Here is a 21047-nt window from a genome sequence, read left to right as displayed (position 1 = left end):
TGCGAAATCCGGCCTGATTTGGACCCATCAACCATCAGCCTGATCGCCATCTGGGAGACAGACATGGATGCAGCAATTGAACGTCGAGTCAACGTTGCCACCTGCTGGGCAACAACCAGGATCGCAGTTCTGGACAGTGCTGAGCGCTACGAAGACAGCTATGCCTTAACGCAGGAATTCAGAGAATGGATTACCTGCCTGGGAGAGCATCCTGAACTTCTTGAGGACTCTGTGTTGAGTCTTCAGAGAACACAAGGCAAACACCATCACCTGGAGCGTGACGGTGCCACCGACGGAGCCGTTGAAATCTAAAGAAAGACTGAAATTTGTATCGAAACCTTGAGGCTTTGCGGCCCAATTTGTACATCTGAGATGATCAAATTTGACTCATATTGTTGATCTGATTCGTTTTCTCCCTTCCTCTGTCGTTTCGTCGCGGAGATTAAAGTCAACTCATAATCACTCCGGATAAGCATGGCGGTTGAAAATCTGGTGATCGTGGGGTCCGGCCCAGCCGGATACACCGCTGCCATCTATGCCGCCCGTGCCAACCTCAACCCTCTGTTGGTCACAGGATTCCAGCGGGGTGGAATTCCCGGTGGCCAGCTGATGACCACCACCCATGTTGAAAACTTTCCCGGATTCCCAGATGGTGTTCTGGGGCCGGACCTGATGGATCTGATGAAAGCCCAGGCGACGCGCTGGGGAACGAGACTGCTTGAAGCGGACGCTGACCACATTGATCTCAGCCAGCGCCCATACCGAATTGAGGTTGAGGGTCGGATTGTTGAAACGCAATCCGTGATCATCGCCACAGGGGCCAGTGCCAACCGGCTCGGCCTGCCCAATGAGGACCTCTTCTGGAGCAAGGGCATCAGCGCCTGCGCCATCTGCGATGGCGCCACGCCTCAGTTCCGCAACGAAGAACTGGCTGTGGTCGGCGGCGGGGATTCAGCCTGCGAAGAAGCGGTCTATCTCACCAAATACGGAAGCCGGGTGCACCTGCTTGTGCGCTCGGACCGTCTGCGCGCCAGTGCGGCAATGAGCGATCGCGTGCAGGCCAACCCACAGATCAGCGTTCACTGGAACACCGAGGTCAGTGATGTTCAGGGCGATGACTGGCTGAACAGCCTGCAGCTGCGGAGGCGTGACAGCGGAGTTGATGAACAGCTGGCTGTGCGGGGCATGTTCTATGCGATCGGACACACGCCCAACACCGAACTGGTGCGCAACCAGCTCGACTGTGATCAGACCGGTTACCTGATCACCAAGCCCGGCCGGCCCGAGACCTCCATGGACGGTGTTTTTGCAGCGGGCGACGTCGCCGATGGGGAATGGCGCCAGGGAGTCACCGCTGCAGGCAGCGGCTGCCAGGCCGCCCTCGCCGCCGAACGCTGGCTCAGTCATCACAATCTGGCCACACTGATCACCCGGGATGAGGCAGAACCAGCCAAGGCCGACACTCCGCAGACCACGGCTGAAACCACTGAAGCGACCTACGACTCCAACGCCAGCTGGCAAAAGGGAAGCTATGCCCTGAGGAAGCTTTATCACGACAGCAACCGCCCTTTACTGGTGGTTTACACCTCGCCAAGCTGTGGCCCCTGCCACGTGCTCAAGCCCCAGATCAAGAGAGTTCTTGATGAACTCCAGGGGGAGGCCCAGGGAATTGAGATCGATATCGAAGCCGACCAGGAGATCGCCCAGCAGGCAGGAGTCAACGGCACACCCACCGTTCAGCTGTTTTTCGACAAGCAACTGAAGCAGCAGTGGCGTGGCGTCAAACAACGGAGCGAATTCATGGATTCGATCCGTTCGTTGCTCGCCGAGGTCTGATCCTCAACGACGACGCGGGCCGCCAGGACGGTTGCCACCGGGACGACCACCGGGAGCACCGGCGTTGCGCTCCCTGTAAGTGATCCGGCCACGAGTCAGGTCATAAGGACTGATTTCCACCAGCACCTTGTCTCCGGCAAGCAGCTTGATTCTGAATTTGGTGAGCTTGCCTGCCGCGCGGCAGAGGCACTGATGACCTGCGGGCTGCTCCAGAGTCACGAGATAAAACCCGTTGCCCTGTTCCTTCTCGATCACACCCGAGGTTTCAATCATGCGCTGGCGTTGACCTGCAGAACTTGCCCCAATTTAGAAGGCCGTCCGCTGCCTGAGCACCCCCAAGGGCGAGGAGCTCTCCCTAAGGTCTGCTGAATTCGAGACGAACCGATGATCCTCCCTCCCCTCTCCATGGATCTGGGGCTGCTGATGATTTCCATCGGTGCTGTGAATCTGTGGCGTGCCCGCCAGAAATCCACCTAACCTTCTGAAAACGCCAGATCGCCGTGTCCGAGTCCGCTCTCGCCGCTTTCGTAGACCTCGCCAAGTCTGATTCCCAGGTCCGCGAACAGGTGCAACAGGCCGCGACTCCCATGCATGTGGTGAACCTCGCCAGGGAAAAGGGTCACGTGTTCACTCAGGCCACCATGATGAAAATGCAGGCCGAGAAAATGAAGCACCTGCATGATGACCACCTCAACAAGGCCTCGAGTTGGGGCGAAGCACTGTTGATCTGTTTCGGGAACCACTCCTGACCCTTCTGCTTCACAAGCCCTACGGAGTTCTGAGCCAGTTCACACCGGAACCGGGCAGCAAGTGGGGATGCCTGGCCGACTGGGTGAACGTCCCTGATGTATATGCAGCAGGACGACTGGACGCGGACAGCGAAGGGCTGCTTGTGCTGACCGCCAACGGTCGGCTGCAACAACGCCTGACCGATCCCCGTTTCGGTCACTGGCGCACGTACTGGGTTCAGGTCGAAGGCATCCCCGAAACCTGCCAGCTGGATGCTCTCAGGAGCGGAGTGCTGGTCAAGCAGCGGCGCACAAGACCAGCTAAGGCCGAGTGTCTTCCAGCCGAACAGCAGCAGACCTTGGTGGAACGCAATCCGCCGATCCGCACCAGGCTGAGCATTCCCACCACATGGTTGCAACTCAGCCTCAGGGAGGGGCGCAATCGCCAGGTTCGTCGCATGACTGCGGCCGTGGGGCTTCCCACTCTTCGACTGATCCGCCAGAGCATTGATCTGATGGATGGAGGCCCTGCTCTCAGCATCGAAGGCCTTGTTTCAGGCCAGTGGCGTGAGCTCAGGTCAAGCGAGAATCAACGCTTGATTGGGTTACTCAACCGTCAGCCAAAACGCCGGTGAGCGTGACAGCACGGAATTCGATGCCCTCAACAACACGCCAGGGTTGTTCGGAGCGATCGGCGTAGCTCACGTCCTTGAAACCGAGTGCACGGAAATCAGACAGGAAGGCATCCTCTTCCCATGCACCGCTGATACAACCGCTCCACAGCTCTGGATCCTGTTGAAGATGCTGTGGAACAGGCCGATCACAAACGATGTCGCTGATGGCGATGCGGCCTGAGGGCCTCAGCACGCGGCGGATATTGGCGAGCAGAGCCGCTCGAGCGGAGGGATTCACCAGGTTGAGCACGCAGTTACTCAGCACCACATCAACACTGGCTGATGGAATCAGCAGCTCACCCGCCACGGTGGGTGCATCCAGAGCTTCGATCGCCCCCTCCACAAAGCGAACATTGCTGAAACCCACTCTCTCGGCCACCACAGGCGCGGCGGCGCGGGCAAGCTCCAACATGTCGGCATTGCGGTCAACACCGATCACGGCGCCGCCAGCACCGACAACCTGCGCACAGATGAAGGCGTTTTTGCCGCTGCCGCTGCCCAGATCCAGAACAATGTCACCGAAGCGAACCCAGCGAGTCGGATCGCCGCAGCCGTAGTCGCGCGCCACAACCTCATCGGGGATGACTTTCAACAGGGAGGCATCAAAAGCAACAGGTGTGCAGAGACAGGCTTCCTGCTCCTTTGCCGCTGCGCCATAACGCTTTTCAACAGCCTGGGTCTGATCCAGAGCCGGTCCACAACATCCTTCGCTCATCAGCCGAGGGCCTCCTGCAATTCGCGCACGGTCGACCACTGACCGTAGTAGTAATTGGCGCTCGCTCTGCGGTCGCCATCCTCAAGACTGTCGAAGGCATCAAAACCAACACTTCGCCAGAGATCGTGACCGCAGGCCCGGTCAAGCTCCGTCTCAGCTTCGCGAGCAAGGTTATCGAGACGTCGCTGCAGATTCTTGACTTGAGCGACAGACATCTTCAGGAGAAAAAAGATGAAATCAGCATAACAAGCAACTAGTACAGATCAACTACAAGGCACGAAACAGGTCTGCGCTCAGAACGGCAGTTTCTTCTTGGCATCTTTGTCAAGATCAGCCTCCATGGCCCGCAGACGTTTGAGAATGGTGTCGTAGTACTCCTGGATGTAGTCCTCCAGGTGAGTGATCTCACCGGGATCGATTCCGAAGCTCTCGCAGGTCGCCTCCATGGGGGCATCCATGGAATCACCGCTGCCAACCACCTCAGCAAAAGCAAGACGCTCGGCCACATTCACCGCAGGTTCAAAGAACGAGCACATTCCTTCCGTGAATCGCATGATGAAGGACGGCACACGAAACACCCTCGCCGACTTCTCGGCAGCTTTCTCGCAGAGCTGAACAATCTCACCACTGTTCCAGGCCTTGGGCCCGACAACAGGGAATGTCTTGCGCACAGTCTCTGAATGGTCGAGCGCGGCCACGGCGAAACGCGCCATGTCCTGCGTGTTCATATAGGCGATGGATGTGGGGCTGCCACTCACCCAGACGGTCTGACTCTCGAGAACAGGGATGGCGAATTGACTGATCACACCCTGCATGAACCCAACACCCTGAAGGATGGTGTAATCAAGCTCTGATTCCTTAAGAAGTTTTTCAGTGCAGTACTTGATGTCCATCAACGGCACATCTCGATGCTGCTCAGCATTCAGAAGCGAAAGAAAAACAAAACGTTTGACCCCGGCTCGTTCACAGGCCCTCAAAAGGTTGAGTTTGCCGTCCCAGTCGGTCTCATAAACACTTCTGGGATCATCAGGACGACTGGTTGCCGCATCGATAACGGCGTCAACCCCGTCGAGGGCGTAATCAAGACTTGCTGGATTGAGCAGATCACCTCGAGTGAGCTCGCAACCCCATTCCTGCAAAAAGGGTGCTTTCCGTGGAGTTCCCACCATGCAACGGACATCATGACCCTGATCAAGGGCCCTGCGGGCGATTTGCCTCCCCAAGGTTCCTGTTCCACCAATGACAAGAACCTGCATGGGGCTTTCAAAGTCCAGCGAGGAGCTTAGTTGGCGGTCCCTCGCATTGCGGGGATCAGTCTTTCTGAAGCTTCAGCAGCAGAGCTCCACCAGCCAGGCCCACGGGAATCAGCACCCAGAACACCGCTGCAATCCCGAAAATCTCCGAAGCCATTGGACAGTGCTCTCACAGCCCCTATTTAAAGATCTCCGGGCGATGGTTCAACGCATTGTTGTAATAAAACCGTCAATGGCGCATCGGTGCGCAGCTGACCTGTCATCACGGCGCTCGAACAAGCGCGGTGCCCTGCTTTCACAAGCGACTGAACAAGGGCTTCAAGTCGAGGCGGCCCATCAAGCGAGAGCCGACTGGCCAGCTCGGCGGTGGACCAGCAGCAGACCGGCAATCCGCAATCGGTCTGCAGACGTTCCAGCAGGCGCCGCCCAGCAGACGAGAGGCTCACGGGACGTGCATCCGCAATCTGAAGCAGATCAGCCAGCAAATCAGGCTTCTGCAGAGGGCCGATCCAGAGCGGCCCTGTCACCGCCCATCGTCCCTGGCCATCGGTGCAAAGACATCCCCCCCAGCCCGAGAGCTTCAACAGGGATTGCACCGCTTGATCACCACAGCGCTGGCAACGTGCCAGCAGGCCCAGCTGCGATTCCTCATCAGCGGCGACGCGCTGACGCAACCGCACCGCCAGCCGGAAGGTGCGTCCTTCACTGAAGCAGGCCACAGGTTCAAGCCCGCGGCCTAATTGCCAGGCTTCCCTCGCCAGTGCAGCGAGCTGAAGTCGCAGAGCCAGCTCCCAGCTAGCGGGATGTGCTCGCGCCGCAGCCCCGAAACGACGGACTGCCGCAGGGCGGTCATGGCCGGTTGGCGAACGCCCGTCAGTGCTGGCGAGGATAAGCAGGCCGTCGAAACGCAGCACCGCAAGAGCGGACTGAAGCAGGGCATTCGGGCAACCGAAAGCATCAAGATCGATCAAGTCGAAGAAGGTCTGATCGAGATAGGCCTGTCGCAGCAGACGCTCCGCCGCCCAAGAGGTCGTGGTCAAAGAGAGATCACGCAGCTCGTGAAGCGGCTCAAGGTTCAACGCCAGCAGAGCACTGCGGTCCGGATCCGCATCGTTCGACCACAGCTCCAGTTCGGGTCTTGTTTCAGGAAGGGCCTCAAGCCCCCAGCGCAGCCCGCGGATGCCACAACCGGCCATCAGATCCAGCCAGCGCAGGGGCCTGTTGGCCTCTGACACCTGATGCGTCGCCAGCAGAACCGACAGATCACGCGCGGGTCTTGAATCCTGTCGAAAAAAGCCGGTTCCGGTCTGCAAGCGGACGGCTCCTTCGCGATAGTGAGAAACCGGCGCTTCCAGGTGCGTGCACGCAACCGCTCTCCAGCCTGCCTCCACCGGTGCCAACTGGGGAAAAGCCAGTACATGGAACTGGATGGGTCTGAGCTGTCACTGGCGCGTTCTGGGGAAACCCGCGGCGCCGGCCATCGTGCTGATTCACGGTTTCGGAGCCAGCAGCAGCCACTGGAGACATAACGCCGGGGCCCTGGCCGCAGCCGGCTTCCGGGTGTTCAGTCTTGACCTGATCGGCTTCGGCCGCTCCGACCAGCCGGGGCTGAACCGCCGCTTCTCACTCGACAATCGACTCTGGTCCAGGCAACTGGGGGCATTTCTCGAAGAGGTGGTGCAGCAACCGGCCGTGCTTGTGGGCAACTCTCTCGGTGGCCTCACTGCTCTGACCACCGCTGCACTGCGACCTGAACTGGTGAAAGCAGCCATAGCGGCTCCACTGCCGGATCCAACCCTGCTGCGTCCGCTGCCGAAACAACTGCCCCGCTGGCTGAGGCGATTGCGCAGGTTGAGCGTGACTGTCGTCTGCCGTCTGCTGCCTCTGGAACTGATCGTGCCCCTGATCGCACGAACGCGACTGTTGCGCGCAGGGCTGCAGGGGGCCTATCAGCGATCGATCCGATCCGACCTCGAGCTGCAGGACCTGATTGCAGAACCTGCCCTGCGCGTCAGCGCTGCGCGAAGCCTGCGGGCGATGAGTGTGGGCATGGCTCTGCGCCCCAGGAGCGCCACCGCTCCGGTGCTGCTTCAACGCCTGCAGAACATGAGCGAAAGACCTCCATTGCTGTTGATCTGGGGAAGGCAGGACCGTTTCGTTCCCTTGATGATCGGCGAATCCGTCAGACGCCAGCACCCCTGGGTTGATCTGCAGGTCATTGACAACGTCGGGCATTGCCCCCACGACGAATGCCCCGAGCTCTTTCACCGGGAGCTGCTGCACTGGCTGGACCGTAATTTGGGAGGCGCAAGCGCATCAGGGATCGGGCACCAGGCATGAAGCACACACTGTCGGTTCTGGTGGAGGATGAATCCGGCGCCCTGAGCCGCATTGCCGGCCTTTTCGCTCGACGCGGCTTCAACATCGACAGCCTTGCGGTTGGTCCTGCTGAAGCCGCTGGTCGCTCGAGACTGACCATGGTGGTCGAGGGCGATGAGAACACGCTGCAGCAGATGACGAAACAGCTCGACAAGCTCGTCAATGTTCTGCAGGTGCTCGACCTGTCCCAGCGCCCTGCCGTTGAACGGGAGCTGATGTTGATGAAGGTCTCAGCCCCCGCATCACAGCGAGGCGCGATTCTTGAGCTGGTTCAGGTGTTCAGAGCCAAAGTTGTTGATGTGGCCGACGATGCTCTGACGCTCGAGGTGGTGGGCGATCCGGGAAAACTGGTTGCTCTTGAGCGACTGATGGCTCCCTATGGCATCGAAGAAATCGCACGCACCGGGAAAGTGGCTCTTGAAAGAGCCTCCGGGGTGAACACCGAAATGCTCAAGGCATCCAGCAGCGGCGGACGCGTGCCCGCCTGACCTGGCCGCTCAAAGACCTGGTGTCAGCACCGTGGCTTTTTTGATGGTGTCGTCCTGACGGATGGCATCCACCACCTCAAGGCCTTCGCTGACCCGCCCGAAGACGGCATAGCGACCGTCCAACTCGGGAAGGGGCTTCAGCGCGATATAGAACTGGGCACTGGCGGAATCCGGCGCCTGTGAGCGAGCCATTGCCAGAGCGCCACGTTCATGGCTGAGCTTGAGCTGCAGAAGCTCTGAGGGATTGGTGACCACACGCCCGTAACGGGGCTGATCTTCTCCCTTGAATCCCAGCTCCAGAGGAACAAAACGTGCCTGGCCAGTGGTCGGATCCACAAAACTGCCTGTGCCATATTGCGATTTCGGCGTTGAAGGATCACTGGAGGAAGGATCACCGCCCTGAACCACAAAGGGAACGGGATCGCGCACCACACGATGGAAGACGGTGCCGTTGTAAGCACCTCTTTTGACCAGATCCAGAAAATTCCCGGCCGTCACAGGAGCTGCATCACCGTCGAGCTCCAGGGTGATGGAGCCCTTGCTGGTGATGAGCTCAACGGTGGCTTGGCCTTGCAGACAGGGGCTGCTGGCCTGCTCACAACCCACAGGGATCGATGCGGTGGTGCTTGACGCGCAGCTCACCAGCAAGGGCAGACACAGGGCAAGTGTCAGGAGTGTTTTGAGTGGTCGACGCATCATGGTTGTTCAGAGGCCTTCGAGATTCACATTCAGGAAACGGGCAAGCTCGGCACCATCCTGCTCGAGCTGTGCGAGTGGAAGCGGCTCACCAACCCTGGTGAGGGGCATGTCACGACGACCCTGAACGCGCAAAGACACTCGGCGGCGGGTGTTGAAGCCATCTCGCACCTCAACTTTCACGGCTTTGATGTCCTTGATTGGAATTTCGACGCTGATCGGCTTGCGGAAGCCTCGCCTGGAGATGGTGACAAGCCCGGAGGATTTATCGAAACGGTTGGAGCCTGCACCTACATCAATGGCAATCACTGTCCATAAATATGTGGCCAGAAGTGCTGCAGCAATGCTGTACAGCCCCATGACCAGACCCTGGGGGATGAACACAAGTCCGGCGGGGTGTCCGAGAGGGAGCAGATCACGACCCAGATAACTGGACAGTGAAGCGAACAGAAAACCAACACCACCGATGGTGACCATGCCGGCGACCAGCACATTGGACAGCCGCCGGGAACCGACGACAGGTTGTTCAAGCAGATCAGCGGCCATCACAGCCCGGAAGCAGCGCCCATTGTGACCGCAGAGGCGGCATGAATGGCGATGTTCTGCATCACTGCCACAAAGGCCTTGAACAAAGAGGAAGAAACCCCGAAGAAATGTTCCGATACAAGGGGTTTCAGGTGAAGCGATTCAGCCCCGCAACCTTCGCCGAAATTGTTATGGTCGCCGGGTATCCCACAGCCTGCGGCTATCCGCACCCGTTCTCACTCATGACGATCGCTGTAGGACGCGCGCCACAGCGGGGATGGTTTGACGTCCTCGATGACTGGCTCAAGCGCGACCGCTTCGTTTTTGTCGGCTGGTCCGGCATTCTTCTCTTCCCAACGGCCTATCTGGCCATCGGTGGCTGGCTTACAGGCACCACCTTTGTCACCTCCTGGTACACCCACGGCATTGCCTCCTCGTACCTGGAAGGTTGCAACTTCCTGACTGCTGCTGTGTCCACCCCCGCTGATGCGATGGGTCACAGCCTCCTGTTGCTCTGGGGCCCTGAAGCCCAGGGTGACTTCGTTCGCTGGTGTCAGCTCGGTGGCCTCTGGGCCTTCGTTGCCCTGCACGGTGCCTTCGCCCTGATCGGCTTCATGCTGCGTCAGTTCGAGATCGCCCGTCTGGTCGGCATCCGTCCTTACAACGCCATCGCCTTCTCAGGTCCGATCGCGGTGTTCGTCAGTGTCTTCCTGATGTACCCCCTCGGCCAGAGCAGCTGGTTCTTCGCGCCCTCCTTCGGTGTGGCAGCGATCTTCCGCTTCCTCCTCTTCCTCCAGGGTTTCCACAACTGGACCCTGAATCCCTTCCACATGATGGGCGTCGCCGGCATCCTCGGCGGTGCACTGCTCTGCGCCATTCACGGCGCCACCGTGGAGAACACTCTGTTTGAGGATGGTGAGCAGGCCAACACCTTCAAGGCGTTCGAGCCCACCCAGGAAGAAGAGACCTATTCCATGGTCACCGCCAACCGCTTCTGGAGCCAGATCTTCGGTATCGCTTTCTCCAACAAGCGTTGGCTGCACTTCTTCATGCTGTTCGTGCCTGTGATGGGCCTGTGGACCAGTTCCATCGGCATCATCGGTCTGGCCCTCAACCTGCGTGCCTATGACTTCGTGTCACAGGAGATCCGCGCAGCAGAAGATCCCGAATTCGAGACCTTCTACACCAAGAACATCCTTCTGAATGAAGGTCTGCGTGCCTGGATGGCACCGGCTGACCAGCCGCACGAAAACTTCGTCTTCCCTGAAGAGGTTCTGCCCCGTGGAAACGCCCTTTAATTCCGGTCTTATCGCCACTGGCGGTAAAGACCTTGACTCCACCGGCTATGCCTGGTGGGCTGGCAATGCCCGTCTGATCAACCTTTCAGGCCGTCTGCTCGGTGCCCACGTGGCTCACGCAGGCCTGATGGTCTTCTGGGCCGGCGCCATGATGCTGTTCGAGGTGAGTCACTTCACCTTCGACAAACCCATGTACGAACAGGGTCTGATCCTGTTCCCCCACGTGGCCACCCTCGGCTACGGCGTGGGTCCCGGTGGCGAAGTCACCGACCTGTATCCCTTCTTCGTGGTTGGTGTTCTGCACCTGATCAGTTCCGCTGTGCTCGGTCTAGGCGGTCTGTACCACGCCCTTCGCGGACCTGAAATCCTCGAGAACTACTCCACGTTCTTCTCACAGGACTGGCGCGACAAGAATCAGATGACCAACATCATTGGTTATCACCTGATTCTTCTCGGTGTCGGTTGCCTGCTGCTGGTCTTCAAGGCCATGTTCTTCGGAGGCGTTTATGACACCTGGGCACCGGGCGGTGGTGATGTTCGTCTGATCACCAATCCGACTCTTGATCCAGGTGTGATCTTCGGCTACCTGTTCCGAGCTCCCTTCGGAGGCGAGGGCTGGATCATCGGTGTGAACTCGATGGAGGACATCATCGGTGGCCATATCTGGCTTGGTCTCACCCTGATTTCCGGTGGTATTTGGCATGTCACCACCAAGCCTTTCGGCTGGGTGCGTCGCGCTTTCATCTGGAACGGAGAGGCCTATCTGAGCTACAGCCTCGGTGCGCTGAGCTTCATGAGCTTCATTGCTTCGGCCTACATCTGGTTCAACAACACCGCTTACCCCTCCGAGTTCTACGGCCCCACCAACGCCGAATCCTCCCAGGCTCAGAGCTTCACCTTCCTGGTGAGAGACCAGCGACTCGGCGCCAACATCGGCTCCGCCATGGGTCCAACCGGTCTTGGTAAGTATCTGATGCGCTCACCCACAGGTGAAATCATCTTCGGTGGCGAAACGATGCGTTTCTGGGATTTCCGTGGTCCCTGGCTTGAGCCCCTGCGTGGACCCAACGGTCTGAGTCTCGACAAGCTTCAGAACGACATCCAGCCCTGGCAGGTTCGTCGTGCAGCTGAGTACATGACTCACGCACCCAATGCATCCCTTAACTCTGTGGGCGGCATCATCACTGAGCCCAACTCGGTGAACTTCGTGAACATCCGCCAGTGGCTTGCAGCGACCCAGTTCGTGCTCGCCTTCTTCTTCCTGGTGGGTCACCTCTGGCATGCCGGACGCGCCCGCGCCGCAGCTGCCGGTTTCGAGAAAGGTATCGACCGCCAGGCAGAGCCTTCACTGGCCATGCCCGATCTCGACTGATTCACTGCAATCAGACACTCAAGATCAAACTCAACGATCGTCACTCAGCCCCACTTCACAGTGGGGCTTTTTTAATGGCGACCGACTGAGTCAGAAGTTGAGATCGATCACGGTGTGACCCTTGGGGGGCTCATGCCGTTCCTGACCAGCCTCCGGCAGCTTGAATTCCGTGAGCGAACGGCTCCATTCATCCTGGGATTGAGTGAAATAAGCCTGCTCTGCATGAAGACTGAATGAATCATTGTCTTGATCGGTGGAGCTCACCGACAAAGGTTCCATGGCCGACGCGCTGAGAGCGAACATCGCTGAAAACAGAGCTGTGCCGATTGCAGGGAGCAGAGAACGAAGCATGGCCAGAGGTGTGAAGAGGGCCTGACTTCGCATTAGCTACGACTAGAGAAAAATGGCAACGTTCGCCTCTTGACGTGTATCAAACCTGCGGTATCCAACGGCGCAGAAGCGGCAGACTGAGGCCGATCACATTCGAATAACAGCCATCAAGACGCTCCACAAAGGAACCTCCAAGCCCTTCGAGAGCAAAGCCTCCGGCACAGCGAAGCGGCTCCCCACTTGCCACATAGGCTGCAATTTCCTGATCGGTGACATCAGAAAACAACACCCTGGTGGTCACACAGTCCATTCGGGGTTGCTGCGGATCCGTGCAACGAGCTGACATCAGGCAGTGGCCAGTGTGCAACTCGCCCCAGGAACCGCGCATGCCTCGCCAGCGTTCCACAGCCTGAGCCGAATCAGCTGGCTTGCCATAGACCCGACCGGCGAAGACGAAAAGCGAATCACAACCGAGCACCGCTGCGATGTCGTCGTCTTTGAGCTGACTGCGAACCGTAGAGGCCTTGGCCTGGGCCAGGCGCATCACCAACTCGATCGGATCGGGAACCTGAATGGACTCTTCATCGACACCGCTGATCTGGACTCGATGGGGAATCCCAGCCTGCTCAAGCAGACGACGTCTTGCCGGAGAAGCAGAAGCCAGCAGCAACATTGGTGTCTCAGTCGGAAGCTCTTAGAACGAGAATGACATCAACGCCACGTCATGCGTGACTTTTCAGGACCCCAGTGAACTCACCCGGCATGCCATGCGGCGAGCACGCCAGGCCGTGCGCTGCCTGCCGTTCCAACGCAATTTCTACCGCAACGTGGAACAGTCGGCCCTGAGCAGCAGCGAACTGGTCGCAAGGTCGGATTGGCCTGCACTTACCAGACGAAGACTGAATTCCAGCGAAACAGAAGATCTACTTATCTGGCTGATTCAGCTGGGTGTTCTGCGTCGGGAGGTTGACGGCCAGGGGCTGACTGAACGGGTGCGTCTAACCCCTCTGGGCAGAGAGGTGCTGGCTCCCTGGCCCGAAACGATCCCTGCAGCAGGCCTTGGAAGCCGCCTTGTTCACTGGTGTCGTCGCAGGCGGCCCCGATGGTGAATTGCGATGCTGCAGAACGTTCATGACGCAGCAACGGGTGGTATCTGAATGTCAAAGACCACTGATGGTGCTTGGCACAAGCAGTGGGGCCGGAAAATCGCTGATGACGGCAGCGCTATGCAGAGTGCTGAAACGGCGTGGGGAAACGCCGCTGCCCTTTAAAGGGCAGAACATGAGCAACAACGCCTGGGTTGATCATGAGGGGGGTGAAATGGCCTACTCCCAGGCATTGCAAGCCTGGGCTGCAGGCCTCGAGCCGAGGCATGCCATGAATCCCGTGCTGCTCAAACCTCAGGGTGATTCGACAAGCGAAGTGATTCACCTCGGAAACTCAGCGGGTATCTGCAGAGCAGAGCATTACTACCGGGACTGGTTCGATTCCGGCTGGGCAGCCATCCGCAGGGGGCTGAACAATCTGCAGACCAGCCATCCCAAAGGGAGGCTGGTGCTGGAGGGAGCCGGGAGTCCTGTGGAAGTGAACCTGCAGGCGCGCGATCTCACCAATCTGCGTCTAGCTGAGTACTTGCAGGCAAATTGCCTGCTGGTTGCCGACATTGAGCGCGGAGGCGTGTTCGCCCAGATCGTCGGCACGCTGCAGTTGATGAAACCACATCAGCGACATCTCATTCGTGGCCTGCTGATCAATCGATTCAGAGGCAGAAGAGAACTTTTTGACGAAGGTAGGCGCTGGCTTGACAGCAACACCGGAGTTCCCGTGCTGGGTGTGATGCCCTGGTTGGATGAGCTCTTCCCCCCCGAGGACTCTCTGGATCTGCTGGAAAGGCGCGGTCACAAACGCGGCGCTGAGCTGCAGATTGCAGTGCTGAAGCTGCCATCACTAAGCAACTTCTCCGACCTCGACCCCCTGGAGGCTGAACCAACAGTGGCACTTCGCTGGGTCTCACCAGGGGAAACCATGGGATCTCCCGATGCTGTGGTGATACCAGGCAGCAAACAGACACTACGGGATCTTGCAGCCATGCGCAGCAGCGGAATGGATTCTGATCTGATCCGCCATGCCAGGAGCGGCGGTGAGGTGTTCGGCATCTGCGGAGGCATGCAAATGTTAGGCGAGGAACTCTGCGATCCCGATGGCCTGGAAGGCGACAGCAATCCAGGGCGAACACGTGACAGCGTTGCCGGACTTGGCCTTCTGCCCCTGCGCACAGTGTTCAGGGGTGAAAAAGCCCTGCATCAGCGGAAGGCCCTGGTGCTCTGGCCGGATCAGCAGCCGAGGCTGGAGGTGGAAGGATTCGAACTGCACCGTGGATACAGCAAAGCCACCGGTCTCTGCGATGCGTTCAGCGCGGATGAAGGTCTGGGATGGGTCCACCAGTCCACTTCAGGCACCTATCTGCATGGAATTTTCGACAACGGACCCTGGCGCCGACGCTGGCTGAATCGTCTTCGCCGCAGACGCGGACTCGCGGATCTCAGTGAGCAGCAACCGCACCACAGTCGCCAGAGAGACGCCCTGCTTGACCGCCTTGCAGATGCCTTTGAAAAGCATGTGAATCTGGAACCACTGCTTCAGACATCTCCGTGAGCTCTGAGCACAAAAGAGTGGAAATTCTCTGGCCGGATGGCCAGCGCAGCGTCAGCCACAAAGGTGAGGACTGGCTGGTGGCGGCCCGCCAGGCCGGTGTTCATGTGCCCACCGGCTGCATGGGTGGAAGTTGCGGCGCCTGCGAGATCGACGTTGACGGCACCACCGTGAGGGCCTGTATCAGCACCGTGCCGGCGCCGGCCTCCGGACCACTCAAGGTGGAGTTGGCCACCGACCCGTACTGGTGAACAATCCACTGCCAAGCCAACAGCGAGGAATTCTCGCCGGCATGGCCCGCTCGGTTCTGGCCGGGGCTGCAGGTGGATCACTCGCAGCCCTGGTTGTGGGCTGCACGCTTCAGATCCAGGGATGGATCTGGGGTGCAACGGTCCAGCGTGGTCTGCCCAGCGAGCGGAGCTTGTTCTGGTGCCTGCTCTGGTGCGGAGCGATCGGCGTGGCCCTCAGCCTGCTGCAACGGCGGCATGCCGGCAGCTCTCTGCCCGAACTGCAGGACACACTCGCTGAACTGCGAACAGCGGAGGGACTGAACACGCAGCACGGTCTCAGGCAAGTGATCGGCGGCATGCTGGCCCTCGCCGGCGGAGGCACGCTTGGCCCCGAAGCCTTGATGACGCGGCTCGTCGCCGTGGCGAGCCATGCGATCTGGAAAGGGGCCGACCGCGACCTGCTGGCTGCTGCAATGGCCGGATCTCTGGGGCTTTTCCGCTCACCACTGCTGGGGGGAGCTGCGCTGGCAGGACGTCAGTGGCAGCTGATCTGGCGATGGCTGCCGGGAACCATCGGCGGGATCGCGGGGTTTGTGGCCTTCCACGGACTCAGTGACCTTGGTGGAGGCCTGCGGGGCGTGTCCTACGCCTGGCCCGCTGATCCGACACAACGGTTGGGTGCCCTGCTGGCGGCCTTGATCGCCGGGATCGCGGGCTGGCTGGCTGGACAGTTGATCAGACGCTGGCGGCAGTGGCTCCAGACATTGCAGCTTCTGGAAAGCTTCTGGTGGATTCCAATCGGCACGGGTCTGCTGATTGGTCTCTGCCTCTGGGGTTTGCCACTGGCAGGCTTCTCGGGGGAAAGCCAGTTGAAACCTCTGGTGCTGAACGAATGGAGGCTGGATACAGCCATCCTCATGCTGTCGGCTGTGGCCAAATTGCTGATGGTCGGACTCTGCCTTGAGACCGGCTGGAGGGGAGGACAGTTCTTTCCCGTGGTCCTGGCCAGCAGTGCGCTTGGGATAGGACTTCATCAATGGCTGCCCTGGATCGGCACGATCGACAGCTGGAGTGCCGGCGTTGTGGGGGGATGCCTTGCTGTGCTGCTCAACTCGCCGCTGCTCGGCCTGATCCTCGGCCTCACCCTGCTGCAGGGCCACGGAGCCGGTGCCCTGGTGATCGGTCTGCTGGTGGGTCTGATCCTGCAAAGGAGACACTGATGGGAATCCTGGCCGGATTGATCGCGGCCCTGGCCTGGACTCTGGCCAGCAGTCTCTGGAGGGGACTCTCCACCTCCCTGTCCGCCATTCAGCTCAACGGGCTCAAGAATTCGATCGCCTGCACCGTGTTACTGCCGGTGCTGGTCACGCTCCCCTGGGACGGGCAGTTACGGGCGCTGGTGCTGCTGCTGATCAGCGGTGGGCTGGGAATCTCGCTGGGAGACAGCTTCTACCTGGCCGCACTGAGACGCCTGGGTACACGCAGAACACTGACGCTGGAGTCGCTCTCACCGGTTGCTGCTGCTGCAGGTGGCTGGTTCGCCATGGGAGAGCAGCTTTCACTTCAGGGCTGGGCAGGTGCACTGCTGGTGACGGTCTCGGTGGTGCTGGTTGCACGGCAGCAACCTCCTGATGCCACCCGGATGCACGACCGAAGTCACACCGTTCAGTTGCAGGGACTGCTGCTGGCAGGCTTGGCCGTGGTGTGTGGTGTGGCGGGAGCTGCGGTCTCCCGCACCGTATTGATCAGCAGTGAACTGACACCTGTGCAGAGCGCCGCCTGTCGCCTGCTCGGCGGACTGCTGCTTCTGCTCCCCTGGTTGCGATTCGGAGTCAGGTTTCCACAACCGCGGCCCAGCACTATTCGCTGGCCTCGAGTGCTGGCGGCAACCCTGCTGGGCACGGTTCTGGGGATCCTGCTGCAACAGGTCGTGCTGCAGCGGTTGCCTTTAGGCATCGGCATCACGGTGCTGAGCACTGCACCCGTGATGGCTCTGCTGGTGGCCCCTTCCGAAGGTGATCATCTGAAACCGTCCGTACTGCTGGCCTCGGTGCTGGCGGTCACCGGTGTGGGGCTCGCCATGCTCAGCTGAACAACGCTCGGCACGGCCAGCACATTGATTAGCGTCAGGTCCCCACAACCCCCAGGGATGAAAGACACAGCCACCTATCTCGGCGCGAACGGTTGGCTGCTGGAGATGGCCGGACTGAGGGTACTGCTGGATCCATGGCTAACCGGTCCGTTGGTGTTTCCGCCGGGTGCCTGGTTGCTCAAGGGAGAAATGCCGAAACTGATGCCCATCCCCGATCAACTGGATCTGCTGCTGCTCACTCAGGGGCTCCCGGACCATGCCCATCCGGAAACGCTCCAGGCACTTCCGAAGGCCATACCCGTGGTGGCATCGGCAGCGGCAGCTCGGGTCGTGCAGCGTCTCGGGTTTGAAACGATCACAGCACTGCAGCCCGGTGACAAAACCACGGTCAACTCCCTGAAGATCCAGGCCACCGCTGGAGCGGCGGTGCCGGCGGTGGAGAACGGCTACCTGCTGGACTGGCCCGAGGGCTCCCTCTATCTGGAACCGCACGGCATCCTGGATCCTGCGATCGGCCAGCGCAGTGTGGACACCTTGATCACACCGGTGGTGGACCTTGGATTGCCGATGCTGGGAGCGTTCATCACCGGCGCACGCGTGATGCCGGATCTGATCAGCCGGTTCCAACCCAAGACCGTGCTGGCCAGCACAACAGGCGGTGACGTGAAGTTCAGCGGCATGATCAGCAGCCTGCTGAATGCCGCTGATGCGTCAACAGACACCGGCGATCTGCCCGACGACTGCACACTGATCACACCAACGGTCGGACAAGCGATCCCATTGCCGTCAGGGTCGCGCTAAAGAAACAACAGCGAAGCCCATGGCATGGCACTGGATCAGAGGCTGACGCAACTGAGCATCAACACGCGTGGACCTGGGTTCATTCGCCTCAACGAGCAGCTGAATCAATGTGTTCACGACTCCGGGCTTTGCACGGGAGTGGTGCATCTGACCTGCCTGCACACCAGTTGCAGCCTCACGATCAATGAAAACGCCGACCCCAGGGTTCTTGAGGATCTATCAGCCTGGATGAATGCCATGGTGCCGCAGGACGGCGCTGGACCCAGCGGACCTGACGGCAGACGTCGCCGTTATCTGCATGACGACGAAGGTGATGACGACATGCCTGCTCACATCCGCACGGCACTCACCACCCAGACCATGAGCCTGAGTGTTGACAAGGGTCGGCTGCTGCTGGGCACATGGCAGGCGGTTTATCTCTGGGAGCATCGGTCGTCACCGCACCACAGACGACTGGCCTGTCATCTGATCGGCGATCTGTCAGATGCATCCACCGGGCAGAGCCGGCTCGCGGCATCAGGCAGAAGCACGACAGCAGCACTCCTGAAACGCCGCAACGGCGCCAGATTGAACGACGTGGTGAAAGCGCGCCACATCCCTGAGGCATGGGCTGAAGACGGAGGTGTGGGAACGGATATCGATCTTCTGGTCGATCGGCTGCATGAGATCTCTGATCCATCGCAGTGATAACCAGCCGATGACCTCTCAACCCACCCAAAGGAACACCAGCAAAGTTCTGCTGGCTGGCCTGATCGGCAACGTGATGGAGTGGTACGACTTTGCGGTCTACGGCTACTTCGCAACAGTGATCGGCAGGGAGTTCTTCCCCTCCAGCGATCCAGCCGCCTCACTGATCGGTGCTTTCGGAGCCTTTGCCGCCGGATTTCTGGTGCGGCCTCTCGGAGGAATCGTCTTCGGTCGAATCGGCGATCTGGCGGGAAGAAAGCGAGCCCTGCAACTCTCGGTGATGGTGATGGCGGTGCCCACCGTTCTGATGGGCCTGCTTCCAACCCACCAGCAGATCGGCATCGCCGCACCGATTGCAGTGGTGCTGCTACGCATCATTCAAGGCTTGTCTGTCGGCGGCGAATACACCAGCTCGATCATTTTTCTCAGTGAGAACGCCCCCGACCGTCAACGTGGCTTCTACGCGATCTGGGGGCTGTGGGGGTCGGTGCTGGGGATGTTGATCGGCTCGGGCTTCGGTGATCTGCTGGCCCATACGCTCACCTCCGCTCAACTGGGAAGCTGGGGATGGCGACTGCCATTTCTGCTTGGTGCACTGGTCGCCACAACGGGTGTTGTGATCCGACAAGGGATTGGAGCCGAGATGATCGAACCATTGGCAAAATCGCCGATACGGGAAACGTTCGGCCGCTATCGCCTGCAGGTGCTGCGTGTCATGGCCCTGAACATCGCGAGCAGCATCGGCTACTACGCCGTGTTTGTCTATGCGGTGAGCTACGTGGAAGAGGTCGATCACCTCGATCCCGCAACATCCCTGAGCCTGAACACCGGCGTGTTGGCGGTGCTTCTTTTGCTCTACCCGATTTCAGCCTGGCTCTCCGACCGCATCGGTCGTAAACCGATGCTGATCTGCGGATCCTCACTGCTCTGCTTCGGCGCACTGCCTTTTTTCAACCTGATGCACAGCGGAGATCCTCAACGGGTGTTGTGGGGGGAGCTGGGGCTGACACTGGCTGTGGCTCTGCTGGCAGGGGGGAAAAATCCCGCCAATGTGGAACTGATGCCTCCCGCAGTTCGCTGCACCGGACTGGCCGTTGCGTTCAATGTGGCAGAGGGGTATTTCGGAGGAACAACCCCACTGATTGCAACCTGGCTGATTGCAAAGAGCGGCAACCCCCTCCTGCCAGCTGGATGGGTCGCCTTCGGAGGAGTATGCACCCTGATCACGGTTTGTGCCTTCACACGCGAAACCGCGTTCAGGCCACTCTCCACTGAGACAGGCTGAAAGCAGCTTGCTACAAGAAGAGGGAGCCGTATTGCCGGAATGGACTCTGAAGCCCTGGGTGAAAGCTGATGTGTCTGCTTGCAGCGCTCGGGCTGATCACACCACGCCTGATTCTGATCCTGCTCTGGCTGTTCAGCCCTGCAGTGGTGCTTGGACCTTTCACCGGCATGCCGATACCCAGTTCGGTCCTGCCTCTGCTCGGCCTTGTGTTCCTGCCGACAACAACACTTGGCCTGTGCTGGGCCACAGCATCCTTCGGAGGCGTTCAATCGTTCAGTGGATTATTGGTTGTTGTGATTGGCCTGGTCATTGATGCAGGTCTGATCGGCAATGGCAGAGGCATCGCCAGACGCTGACCATCACCAGTGCTCGGCATCAATGATGCTCGCCATCGTCCATCGAACGCCTCACCAACCATTGCGTGAGCGCCAGTACGGCTAAAAAACCACCTGCAACAAGGATGAGCAGCACGGGATCAGATCAGGAACGATTCTGAAGGAGCCTATGGAGCCGTCCGCGCATCCGATTGAACTGCGCACGTTGCTTCTCGCTGGAGTCGACCCGACGAAACGACACCACCAGGACGGTCGTCGTCGAGACAACGCCAAACGCGAAGATGCTCAGCAAAACGGGATCCAACGTTTCCATGGCAGAACGACGGAACGCGTGGCGAAAGAGTAACTGAGGAACGTGGAGACATGCCTGAATCAGATTCCAATGCCTTGCAGCACAATTCTCATAAAGGCAATGAACGATGACGTCTGAACACTTTTTCAATGCTCACAACCTCAATCTGAAGGCCGCCAGCGACATGAGAGTGGCTGAACGAGTGGCAAGCCATCTGCAAAGACGAATCGAAGAGGATGACTGGCGTCCCTACCAATCCAAAGAAGAAGCGGTGCGGGCCTGGAGTCGACTTGGAGGAATTCGGCTGCAGGTCATGCAGGCTCTGGGATTGATCTAACCCGACGACATGGGGCACGTTCAACCAACCCGAGTGTCGGAC

General features: G+C 59.5%; 30 protein-coding genes. 19 read left to right on the top strand and 11 right to left on the bottom strand.

Annotated features, from left to right (window positions below):
* Positions 1-63 precede the first annotated feature (63 nt).
* A complete protein-coding gene (locus SIB73_RS01775) occupies positions 64-312 on the top strand; it encodes a hypothetical protein (protein WP_413406523.1) in 249 nt (82 codons plus the stop codon).
* A gap of 162 nt (positions 313-474) precedes the next feature.
* Positions 475-1836: a thioredoxin-disulfide reductase gene (gene trxB, locus SIB73_RS01770; RefSeq protein ID WP_413403419.1), complete on the top strand. Its 1362-nt coding sequence runs from the start codon at positions 475-477 to the stop codon at positions 1834-1836.
* Between the two features lie 3 nt (positions 1837-1839).
* Here trxB and infA read toward each other — a convergent pair whose 3' ends face one another.
* Complete coding sequence (gene infA, locus SIB73_RS01765; RefSeq protein ID WP_006041809.1) at positions 1840-2109, bottom strand: translation initiation factor IF-1; 270 nt, start codon at positions 2107-2109, stop codon at positions 1840-1842.
* Between the two features lie 227 nt (positions 2110-2336).
* On the opposite strand from infA, the gene SIB73_RS01760 reads away from it, so the two are divergent.
* Together SIB73_RS01760 and SIB73_RS01755 are read left to right on the top strand one after the other, a co-directional pair.
* Entirely contained in the window at positions 2337-2585 is a 249-nt protein-coding gene (locus tag SIB73_RS01760; RefSeq protein ID WP_413403420.1) for a Nif11-like leader peptide family natural product precursor, read from the top strand.
* Positions 2543-3199 (top strand): pseudouridine synthase, encoded by a 657-nt coding sequence (locus tag SIB73_RS01755; protein ID WP_413403422.1) that lies wholly within the window; start codon positions 2543-2545, stop codon positions 3197-3199. Before SIB73_RS01760 ends, SIB73_RS01755 begins: the two co-directional genes overlap by 43 nt.
* Here the strand turns inward: SIB73_RS01755 and SIB73_RS01750 are convergent.
* The 5 genes from SIB73_RS01750 to SIB73_RS01730 all read right to left on the bottom strand — a co-directional run bounded on the left by SIB73_RS01750 (position 3174) and on the right by SIB73_RS01730 (position 6519).
* On the bottom strand, positions 3174-3953 hold the full coding sequence (locus tag SIB73_RS01750; protein ID WP_413403424.1) for a methyltransferase domain-containing protein: 780 nt from the start codon (positions 3951-3953) through the stop codon (positions 3174-3176). The two genes, SIB73_RS01755 and SIB73_RS01750, sit on opposite strands and share 26 nt — an antisense overlap.
* Entirely contained in the window at positions 3953-4168 is a 216-nt protein-coding gene (locus SIB73_RS01745; RefSeq protein WP_413403427.1) for a hypothetical protein, read from the bottom strand. Before SIB73_RS01745 ends, SIB73_RS01750 begins: the two co-directional genes overlap by 1 nt.
* Before the next feature lie 78 nt (positions 4169-4246).
* The gene (locus SIB73_RS01740; RefSeq protein ID WP_413403429.1) at positions 4247-5209 is read right to left on the bottom strand and encodes an NAD(P)H-binding protein; all 963 of its coding nucleotides are present in this window, start codon (positions 5207-5209) and stop codon (positions 4247-4249) included.
* A gap of 55 nt (positions 5210-5264) precedes the next feature.
* On the bottom strand, positions 5265-5363 hold the full coding sequence (gene petM / locus SIB73_RS01735) for a cytochrome b6-f complex subunit PetM (protein WP_011933540.1): 99 nt from the start codon (positions 5361-5363) through the stop codon (positions 5265-5267).
* Positions 5364-5388: 25 nt separating this feature from the next.
* Positions 5389-6519 carry a N2,N2-dimethylguanosine tRNA methyltransferase gene (locus SIB73_RS01730; protein ID WP_413403431.1) on the bottom strand — a complete coding sequence of 377 codons (1131 nt, stop codon included), beginning with the start codon at positions 6517-6519 and terminating at the stop codon, positions 5389-5391.
* A 46-nt stretch (positions 6520-6565) separates the two neighbouring features.
* Here SIB73_RS01730 and SIB73_RS01725 point away from each other — a divergent pair, with 46 nt between their 5' ends.
* Together SIB73_RS01725 and ilvN are read left to right on the top strand one after the other, a co-directional pair.
* On the top strand, positions 6566-7546 hold the full coding sequence (locus SIB73_RS01725; protein ID WP_413403433.1) for an alpha/beta fold hydrolase: 981 nt from the start codon (positions 6566-6568) through the stop codon (positions 7544-7546).
* A complete protein-coding gene (gene ilvN, locus SIB73_RS01720) occupies positions 7543-8073 on the top strand; it encodes an acetolactate synthase small subunit (RefSeq protein WP_413403435.1) in 531 nt (176 codons plus the stop codon). Before SIB73_RS01725 ends, ilvN begins: the two co-directional genes overlap by 4 nt.
* 9 nt (positions 8074-8082) lie before the next feature.
* On the opposite strand, the gene SIB73_RS01715 is transcribed toward ilvN, so the two are convergent.
* From SIB73_RS01715 to SIB73_RS01705, 3 genes are read right to left on the bottom strand one after another with little or no spacing between them, the layout of a single operon-like run.
* Positions 8083-8769, bottom strand: a complete 687-nt coding sequence (locus SIB73_RS01715) for a peptidylprolyl isomerase (protein WP_413406525.1) — start codon at positions 8767-8769, stop codon at positions 8083-8085.
* Between the two features lie 9 nt (positions 8770-8778).
* Positions 8779-9315: a photosystem I assembly protein Ycf4 gene (locus SIB73_RS01710; protein ID WP_413403437.1), complete on the bottom strand. Its 537-nt coding sequence runs from the start codon at positions 9313-9315 to the stop codon at positions 8779-8781.
* The gene (locus SIB73_RS01705) at positions 9315-9524 is read right to left on the bottom strand and encodes a hypothetical protein (protein WP_413403439.1); all 210 of its coding nucleotides are present in this window, start codon (positions 9522-9524) and stop codon (positions 9315-9317) included. The genes SIB73_RS01710 and SIB73_RS01705 overlap by 1 nt, the downstream gene beginning before the upstream one ends.
* Before the next feature lie 12 nt (positions 9525-9536).
* Here SIB73_RS01705 and psbD point away from each other — a divergent pair, with 12 nt between their 5' ends.
* A complete protein-coding gene (gene psbD / locus SIB73_RS01700) occupies positions 9537-10592 on the top strand; it encodes a photosystem II D2 protein (photosystem q(a) protein) (protein WP_006041823.1) in 1056 nt (351 codons plus the stop codon).
* A complete protein-coding gene (gene psbC, locus SIB73_RS01695) occupies positions 10576-11964 on the top strand; it encodes a photosystem II reaction center protein CP43 (protein WP_413403440.1) in 1389 nt (462 codons plus the stop codon). The genes psbD and psbC overlap by 17 nt, the downstream gene beginning before the upstream one ends.
* A 90-nt stretch (positions 11965-12054) precedes the next feature.
* On the opposite strand, the gene SIB73_RS01690 is transcribed toward psbC, so the two are convergent.
* On the bottom strand, positions 12055-12315 hold the full coding sequence (locus SIB73_RS01690) for a hypothetical protein (protein WP_413403442.1): 261 nt from the start codon (positions 12313-12315) through the stop codon (positions 12055-12057).
* Positions 12316-12394: 79 nt separating this feature from the next.
* Complete coding sequence (locus SIB73_RS01685) at positions 12395-12967, bottom strand: nucleoside triphosphate pyrophosphatase (RefSeq protein WP_413403443.1); 573 nt, start codon at positions 12965-12967, stop codon at positions 12395-12397.
* Between the two features lie 55 nt (positions 12968-13022).
* On the opposite strand from SIB73_RS01685, the gene SIB73_RS01680 reads away from it, so the two are divergent.
* The 11 genes from SIB73_RS01680 (at position 13023) to SIB73_RS01630 (ending at position 21005) form a co-directional block, all read left to right on the top strand.
* On the top strand, positions 13023-13403 hold the full coding sequence (locus SIB73_RS01680) for an Npun_F0494 family protein (RefSeq protein WP_413403444.1): 381 nt from the start codon (positions 13023-13025) through the stop codon (positions 13401-13403).
* A gap of 64 nt (positions 13404-13467) precedes the next feature.
* Positions 13468-14949 (top strand): cobyric acid synthase, encoded by a 1482-nt coding sequence (locus tag SIB73_RS01675; protein ID WP_413406527.1) that lies wholly within the window; start codon positions 13468-13470, stop codon positions 14947-14949.
* Positions 14946-15197 (top strand): 2Fe-2S iron-sulfur cluster-binding protein, encoded by a 252-nt coding sequence (locus tag SIB73_RS01670; protein WP_413403445.1) that lies wholly within the window; start codon positions 14946-14948, stop codon positions 15195-15197. The genes SIB73_RS01675 and SIB73_RS01670 overlap by 4 nt, the downstream gene beginning before the upstream one ends.
* Complete coding sequence (locus tag SIB73_RS01665) at positions 15194-16396, top strand: chloride channel protein (RefSeq protein WP_413403446.1); 1203 nt, start codon at positions 15194-15196, stop codon at positions 16394-16396. Before SIB73_RS01670 ends, SIB73_RS01665 begins: the two co-directional genes overlap by 4 nt.
* Positions 16396-17268: an EamA family transporter gene (locus SIB73_RS01660; RefSeq protein ID WP_413403448.1), complete on the top strand. Its 873-nt coding sequence runs from the start codon at positions 16396-16398 to the stop codon at positions 17266-17268. Before SIB73_RS01665 ends, SIB73_RS01660 begins: the two co-directional genes overlap by 1 nt.
* 57 nt (positions 17269-17325) lie before the next feature.
* Positions 17326-18069: an MBL fold metallo-hydrolase gene (locus tag SIB73_RS01655; RefSeq protein WP_413403450.1), complete on the top strand. Its 744-nt coding sequence runs from the start codon at positions 17326-17328 to the stop codon at positions 18067-18069.
* A 24-nt stretch (positions 18070-18093) separates the two neighbouring features.
* The gene (locus SIB73_RS01650; RefSeq protein ID WP_413403451.1) at positions 18094-18756 is read left to right on the top strand and encodes a secondary thiamine-phosphate synthase enzyme YjbQ; all 663 of its coding nucleotides are present in this window, start codon (positions 18094-18096) and stop codon (positions 18754-18756) included.
* Positions 18757-18766: 10 nt separating this feature from the next.
* A complete protein-coding gene (locus tag SIB73_RS01645) occupies positions 18767-20041 on the top strand; it encodes an MFS transporter (RefSeq protein ID WP_413403453.1) in 1275 nt (424 codons plus the stop codon).
* A gap of 68 nt (positions 20042-20109) precedes the next feature.
* Positions 20110-20397, top strand: a complete 288-nt coding sequence (locus tag SIB73_RS01640; RefSeq protein WP_413403454.1) for a hypothetical protein — start codon at positions 20110-20112, stop codon at positions 20395-20397.
* Positions 20398-20545: 148 nt separating this feature from the next.
* Positions 20546-20722, top strand: coding sequence for a hypothetical protein (locus tag SIB73_RS01635; RefSeq protein WP_413403456.1), 177 nt, complete (start codon positions 20546-20548; stop codon positions 20720-20722).
* A 73-nt stretch (positions 20723-20795) separates the two neighbouring features.
* A complete protein-coding gene (locus tag SIB73_RS01630; protein ID WP_413403458.1) occupies positions 20796-21005 on the top strand; it encodes a hypothetical protein in 210 nt (69 codons plus the stop codon).
* The last annotated feature ends 42 nt before the right edge of the window (positions 21006-21047 follow it).

Origin of the sequence: Synechococcus sp. MIT S9509 (genome assembly GCF_047303035.1) — a bacterium.
Lineage (GTDB): Bacteria > Cyanobacteriota > Cyanobacteriia > PCC-6307 > Cyanobiaceae > Synechococcus_C.
This window is presented reverse-complemented; position numbering and strand designations above follow the sequence as displayed.